Annotated in this window: 3 protein-coding genes; all 3 read right to left on the reverse strand. The window is 52.9% G+C overall.

The features are described from left to right. Window positions 1-254 precede the first annotated feature (254 nt). Window positions 255-2,888, reverse strand: a complete 2,634-nt coding sequence (locus JRI95_15915) for an insulinase family protein (GenBank protein MBW2063029.1) — start codon at window positions 2,886-2,888, stop codon at window positions 255-257. Between the two features lie 127 nt (window positions 2,889-3,015). Beyond that, on the reverse strand, window positions 3,016-4,302 hold the full coding sequence (locus tag JRI95_15920) for a CoA transferase (protein ID MBW2063030.1): 1,287 nt from the start codon (window positions 4,300-4,302) through the stop codon (window positions 3,016-3,018). A gap of 58 nt (window positions 4,303-4,360) precedes the next feature. Then, window positions 4,361-5,620: a CoA transferase gene (locus tag JRI95_15925; protein MBW2063031.1), complete on the reverse strand. Its 1,260-nt coding sequence runs from the start codon at window positions 5,618-5,620 to the stop codon at window positions 4,361-4,363. Window positions 5,621-6,106 lie beyond the last annotated feature (486 nt).

Here is a 6,106-nt window from a genome sequence, read left to right on the forward strand (position 1 = left end):
TTAACTAGTTAAGAGAAGAATTGAAATTTGTCAAGTAAAAATGTGGGTTGACGCTAAAAATAATTTGAATAGGGAAAGATTATCTAGTTAAAGGCCAAACTTGAGGGGGCGGGGATAAACCCCGCCCTCTTCTATAGCTTGAAAACAGTTTCTTTGCCAAATAACCCTACGGCTTCTGCCCAAGGGCCGGGGGCTCGCCATGACAGGCCAGGAGGCACTTTAATCATCTAATTCTGGGACATGACACTAGCAAATCATTCAGGAGGCAGGTTCCATTCTTCCACCGGCCCCACCGTGGCTGCGGCTGCTTTGTTCAGGTCCAGGTAGCGGCGGGCCACATCAAGGACGGCTTGAGCAGTTACGGCGCCGATACCGTCAACGTAGCGGTAGCGGTAGTCATAACCCAGATCGTAAAGCTCGTTTAATGCGATATCCATGGCTAGCTGGCCGTTGCGCTGGAGACCGATTTCAAATGTGCCCAGGATATTTTCCTTGGCCCGGTTGAGTTCCTCAGGGCTGATGGGTTCCTGGCGCAGGTCCAGAATAAGCCTGCGCAAACCTGCCTTGACCTGTTCGTACTTCGAGGGAGCGAAGGCAATATAAAAGGCAAAGGCGCCGGTGTCCAGACCAGGGCGAAACAGCGAACTGACGGTATAAGCCAGACTCTGTTTGTCGCGAAGTTCAATGAAAAGGCGGCCTCCCTGGCTGGAAAGAACCCTGTCAAGGACATCCAGGGCGTAACGATCCTCGCTCTTAAGGCCCGGCGTCAGGAAGCCGAGGAAGAGGTGGGCTTGGGCCCGCTGGATCTCCTCACGAGCCGTGCGCAGGTCTTCCAGAGCCAAGGGCGGCTTGATGACTGGAGGCTTAAAGGCGCCTCCTTCCCAGTCCCCCAACAGCTTTTCCAGCCGCAACTTGATGCGGTCCGGTTCCACGTCCCCGACCACGGCCATGACCATATTGGAAGGCACGGCCCATTTCTCATAATAGGCCCTCAGGGTTTCGGCGGAAATAAGACGGACAGATTCGGAGGTACCCAGGATATTGGCGGCATAGGGGTGTTCGCCGTAGATGGTCTTTGCGAATAAATTGAAGGTGCGATGAGGCAATTGGTCTGCCTGGCGTTTGATGGCGGCCAGGATGCTGGGCCGGGCCTTTTCAACCTCGGAAGGAGTCAGGGCCGGACGGCGCAGGACTTCGACGAGAAGGTCCAGGCCAGGCTCCAGAAACTGGCTCAAGAACTCCGCTTCAAGCCCGAAGGAGTTACGGCCGGAAAAGGCGGTGATACTGCCAGCCATGTCCTCCACAGCCTGGGCCAGTTCTTCGGGTCCAAGCCGCCTGGTTCCTTTGTCCCAGACTTCGGCCAGAAAATTGTTAAGCCCGTGATGTGGCGGGTTCTCGAAACGCAGGCCGCCTAAAAAGGCGATACGGATCGCAACCAGAGGCAGGGAGTGATCAGCCTTGATTAGGAGGGTGGCCCCGCTGGGCAGGATATATTTTTTGACTTCATCGGCGCGCTTTAAAGAGGCGGCCTGGGCCACGGTGTTAAGTATTTGTGATTCGTCAAGCTCTTTTAACGCCTCTTTCGGGATAATAACGCCCACGGTTAAGTTTTCCGGCTGTAGGTACTTAAGCGCCGCCTCTCTCAAATCGGTGCGCGTGACCTGCTCGATTTCAGCCAAGTATTTATCCTTGGCCTTAAAGTCGCCGAGCAGGGCCTGGAAAATGGCGGCCGTTCTGGCCTCGCCGCTCATGGTCGCCCTTTCGTCAATAAAGTCGGCCTTGATCTTGAGCTTGGCTCGCGCCAGTTCTTCGGGTTGAACCATGGTATTGGACAGGGAAAAAATTTCATGAAGCATGGCCTTCAGGCCTGGTAAAACCTGGCCGGGAGAGAGGGAGGCGTCAATGAAAAAGAGCCCTGGGTCCTTGGGAGTGTAAGCCGCGGCATAGACCTCATGGATGAGTTCCTTGTTTCTTTTAACTTCCTGATAGAGCCGGGCGGTTCGGCCCTGGCCAACAATAATGGCTAAAAGGTCCAGCGCCTTGATGTCAATATCCTTTATCCCCGGAATATGAAAGGCCAAATCCAGCCGAGCCTGCTCAACATTTTCGCGCAACACAGTCGCCCTGGTCTGATCCTGAACCGGCTCCAGCGGCGTTTCCTCTGCCATCGCCTTTCCTGCCGACACCCGGCCAAAGACCTCTTCGATCCTGGCCTTGATTTCATCCGTCTTAAAATCACCGACTACAACCAGGATAATATTCTCGGGCCGATACCAGCGCTCGTGAAATTTCAAGGCTGTCTCGCGGGTAATAGATTGAACCGTATCTGGAAATCCAATGATCGGCCGACCATAAGGGTGGACCTGGTAGGCCTTGGTAAAGAGGGCGTTGATGAGCCGCCTGGTAGGGATGTCCAGGCTGCGGTTGATTTCCTCAATCACGACCTCCTTCTCCCGTTTGAACTCCTTCGGGTCCATGGCCGGATTAAAGACCATGTCGGCCAGAACGCTCAGAGCCCGCTCGGTAAAACGGCTGGCAATGTCAATGTAGTAAACGGTCTGGTCAAGCGAGGTGTAGGCATTGATATTGCCGCCCGCAGCCTCGACTTCCTGGGCGATAACTCCCGGCCCCCTGGTGGCGGTTCCCTTGAACAGCATGTGTTCCATTAGATGGGCCAGGCCGATCTCGTCCGGCTTTTCCAGGGCGCTGCCTACCTTGACCCACACCAGCAGGGAAGTAACCGGCGCGCGGTGATTTTCAATCAAGATGACTTCCAGGCCGTTGGCCAGATCGTACTTCACCGGTCCAACCGCCTGGCCAGGGAAGGGGAAGAGAAGCAGCATGATGAAGACCAAAGGAACCAGGGTCTTTTTCCCGGGAAAGCACATGTCCTGTCTCCAAATCTACTCGTCACTTTCATAGACTCAAATATAAGGCCTGGCCCAGAAAAAGGCAAGGAAACGAATTAAGCAAGGTCTCATTCCGACCTGGATGATAAACCCCGAGGTAACGGCCCTATTTATCGGTTTCTTTTGTAATCATATCCATGTCCGTGGCTGACAGCCTATCATCAGCAAAGGTGGGCTCAGTGCCAATAATGCCTGCCTCAGTCAGGTCAGCCATCTCCTGGTCAGTCAAACCCAGGAGTTCTTTATAAGCGTATTCATTGTGCTGGCCTAAAAGGGGCGCCGGAAACCTGATCCTGAGATCGGAATCAGACATCTTGGCGACCATCCCCGGTAACTGGCGGGTCCCGGCATGAGGATGATCCACATTTTCAAAAAAACCCCGGCTTTTAAAATGCTGATCTTCAAGCAATTCGCCCGGGTAAAGCACCGGCGCGCCGGCCAGACCGGCCTTCTGGAGCAAATCCATGACTTCGTAACGATCAAGTGCAGAAGTCCAGATTGCGATGAGCCTGTCCAGCTCCTGGTGATGTTGCCTCCGGCCGTGTGCAGTTGCGAAACAAGGGTCTTGAGACCATTCAGGATGGCCTGTCAGCTTGCTGAATTTTTTCCATTCTTCATCACTGGTAATACTTATGACCGCCCACTTATCATCACCCTTGCATGGATAACATCCCTGGGGAGCGGCATAATCGTCCCTGTTGCCCACGCGGCTCCTGACCCGCCCGTTCATGGCGCAGTCAAGAGTCCAGTCCATGCATTTGGTGGCCGCCTCAAAATGAGAAACATCTACAAACTGACCCTGGCCGGTTTTCTGGCGAAAATGCAAAGCAGACAGAACGGCCAGGGCCGCGGCAAAACCGCCGGCCGGATCGCCGTAAGCAATCCCCGGCCTCATGGGCGGGCTGTCTTCATATCCGGTTATTTCGTCCAGGCCGCAAAAGGCGTTAATGCAGTCGCCAAAGGCGGGGGCGTTTTTATAGGAGCCGGTGCAGCCGTAACCGGGCATGGAAACCATAATGATATCAGGCTTGACCTTGAGAAGCTCTTCATAGCTCAAGCCCAGGTTGGGCATGACGCGCGGGGTAAAATTATTAAAAACAACGTCGCTTATTTTGACGAGTTTGAGGTAAAGTTCTTTGCCTTTTTCCTCGCTCAGATCAAGAGTAATACCCAGTTTGTTGTGGTTGATCTGTATGAACCAGGGCGCTTTCTCCCAGAACATATCACTCATCCCGAATCTGACGCCATGGTATCTCATGCCGTCGAACCTGAACAGGGCCTCGATTTTTATGACCTCCGCCCCCAGGTCCGCCAGAATGACGGAACCTTGAGGGCCAGCCCAGGCGATGGTGTGGTCTAAAATTCTAATACCTTCCAAGGGTAAGCCAGCCATATTCATAACCTCCAGAGCAGTGATCTCATGCCTTTAATAAATATTTCCGCGGTGCCTCTTAAGCGGCGCCAATCATCATCGTCACCTGTTCCTCAGAATACCCCAGCCGCCCGATCAGGATTTCATGGTTGTGCTCCCCGAGCATGGGGGCGCGGTCAACCCGCCACGGCGTCTTGGACATGATAAAGATATGCCCCGGGTATTCCATCTTTCCTAAAACCGGATGATCCTTCTCCATGAAGAAGCCTCGCTCCCGGTGCTGAGGATCGTGAAGCAGCTTGTCCATATCATTTAAGATACCAATGGGAACGCGCCAGTCTGTGGCTTCCGCGAAGACTTCCCTTTGTGTCTTTGTCTGGAGATAGTCTGTGAGGATGGCGTCCACTTCATCAGCGTTAACAGCTCTCTGCACACGATTAAAACGAGGATCATCCGCCAGCTCCGGCTTTCCCATCATTTCACACAGGGCTCTGAACTGAGACTCCTGTTCCGTATCCACACAGACGTTGCCATCTGTACAAGGCAGAATAGCGATGGGGTAAACATCCGGGGTGCGCGGGTTATCTTTTTGAGGTGTATCCGACATGGGACGCATACCGTTTCTCACCCGGTTATACCCGCTGAACTGGTAATTTATTGTGGGACAGCCTTTCATGGTGGCCGCAATTTCCGATATGGCCACATCAATATGCTGGCCGCTTCCACCCATGTTAAGAGAGCAGACAGCGCTCATGGTGACAATGGCCGCGGCTAGACCGGCCTTGTACTGCAATTGATGCCCCCCCAGCTTGAGAGGCTCGCGGTCCGGCTCACCTATTTCAGCTTGAACCCCGCCCAGAGCGCTCAGGGTTATTTCAAAGCCCTTAAAGTCGCGGTAAGGTCCGGTTTGACCGAAGTTTGATATGGAAGTCATGACCAGGGCTGGATTGATTTCCTTAAGAAGGTCGTATCCCAGTCCCAGTGAAGGCATGACCCGCGGTTCATAATTTTCTATGAGCACATCCGCTTCGGCTACCAGCTTCTTTAGGGCCTCCCGGCCGTATTCGGATTTCAGATTGAGGGTGACGCTCTTTTTCCCCAGATTCAAGTAATGGAACAGTCCGCTCTTTTCCGGATGAGGCTTATCGTCAGGAAAGGGCCCCATTTGTCTGGTTCCGTCTCCATCTCCGGGCCGCTCGACTTTAATAACCTCTGCCCCTAATCCGGCCAGTAGTGACGCGCAATACGGGCCGGCGATGTAATGGCCGAGATCAACAACCGTAAGGTCAAAAAGAGCTCCCTTCTGCCTGGTATTATCATCTGTTTTCATGCTGCTCATAATGGTTCCTTTTTTTTAGTCCTGATTAAAGAGCCTGGCCGCGTTTTTGTAAAGCCACTTTTCTCGGGCCAAAGATTCTGCGGTGGTTGGCTAGGCCTCTTCTCTCCTTGTTTAGAACGTAAAATTTCATGAGGCCTACCATCTTATAATAATTATTGACTAATTTGAGATTGTTTCGCGGAGCCTGTCCAGAGCGAAAGCGAAGGGGCTTCTAAGAAATTGTTTTTCCTGTTTCAGGATTTAATAGTATGAAATCCATTTGAATTTGCAGGGTTTTTTTATTATATCTGACCCGTTGTTTATAAGCGCCTTCATACTTGTCTTGGCCTTTATTGACATATGAAAGACCAGAAATATACGGGCGGGGATAAACCCCGCCCCTACTCTAAAACTCTAAATCGGTATTGTAGGGGCGGGGTTTATCCCCGCCCGTTTCCAAGGCTTTTCCGCATCATTAGCGGGGCGGCGCGACGCCACCCCGCTGTT

The organism is Deltaproteobacteria bacterium (genome assembly GCA_019308995.1).
In the GTDB taxonomy this organism is placed as follows: Bacteria; Desulfobacterota; Desulfarculia; order Adiutricales; family JAFDHD01; genus JAFDHD01.

Coding starts and splice junctions, on each gene's coding strand:
- JRI95_15915 (MBW2063029.1), bottom strand. CDS start 2,888: ATGTGCTTTCCCGGGAAAAAGACCCTGGTTCCTTTGGTCTTCATCATG.
- JRI95_15920 (MBW2063030.1), bottom strand. CDS start 4,302: ATGGCTGGCTTACCCTTGGAAGGTATTAGAATTTTAGACCACACCATC.
- JRI95_15925 (MBW2063031.1), bottom strand. CDS start 5,620: ATGAGCAGCATGAAAACAGATGATAATACCAGGCAGAAGGGAGCTCTT.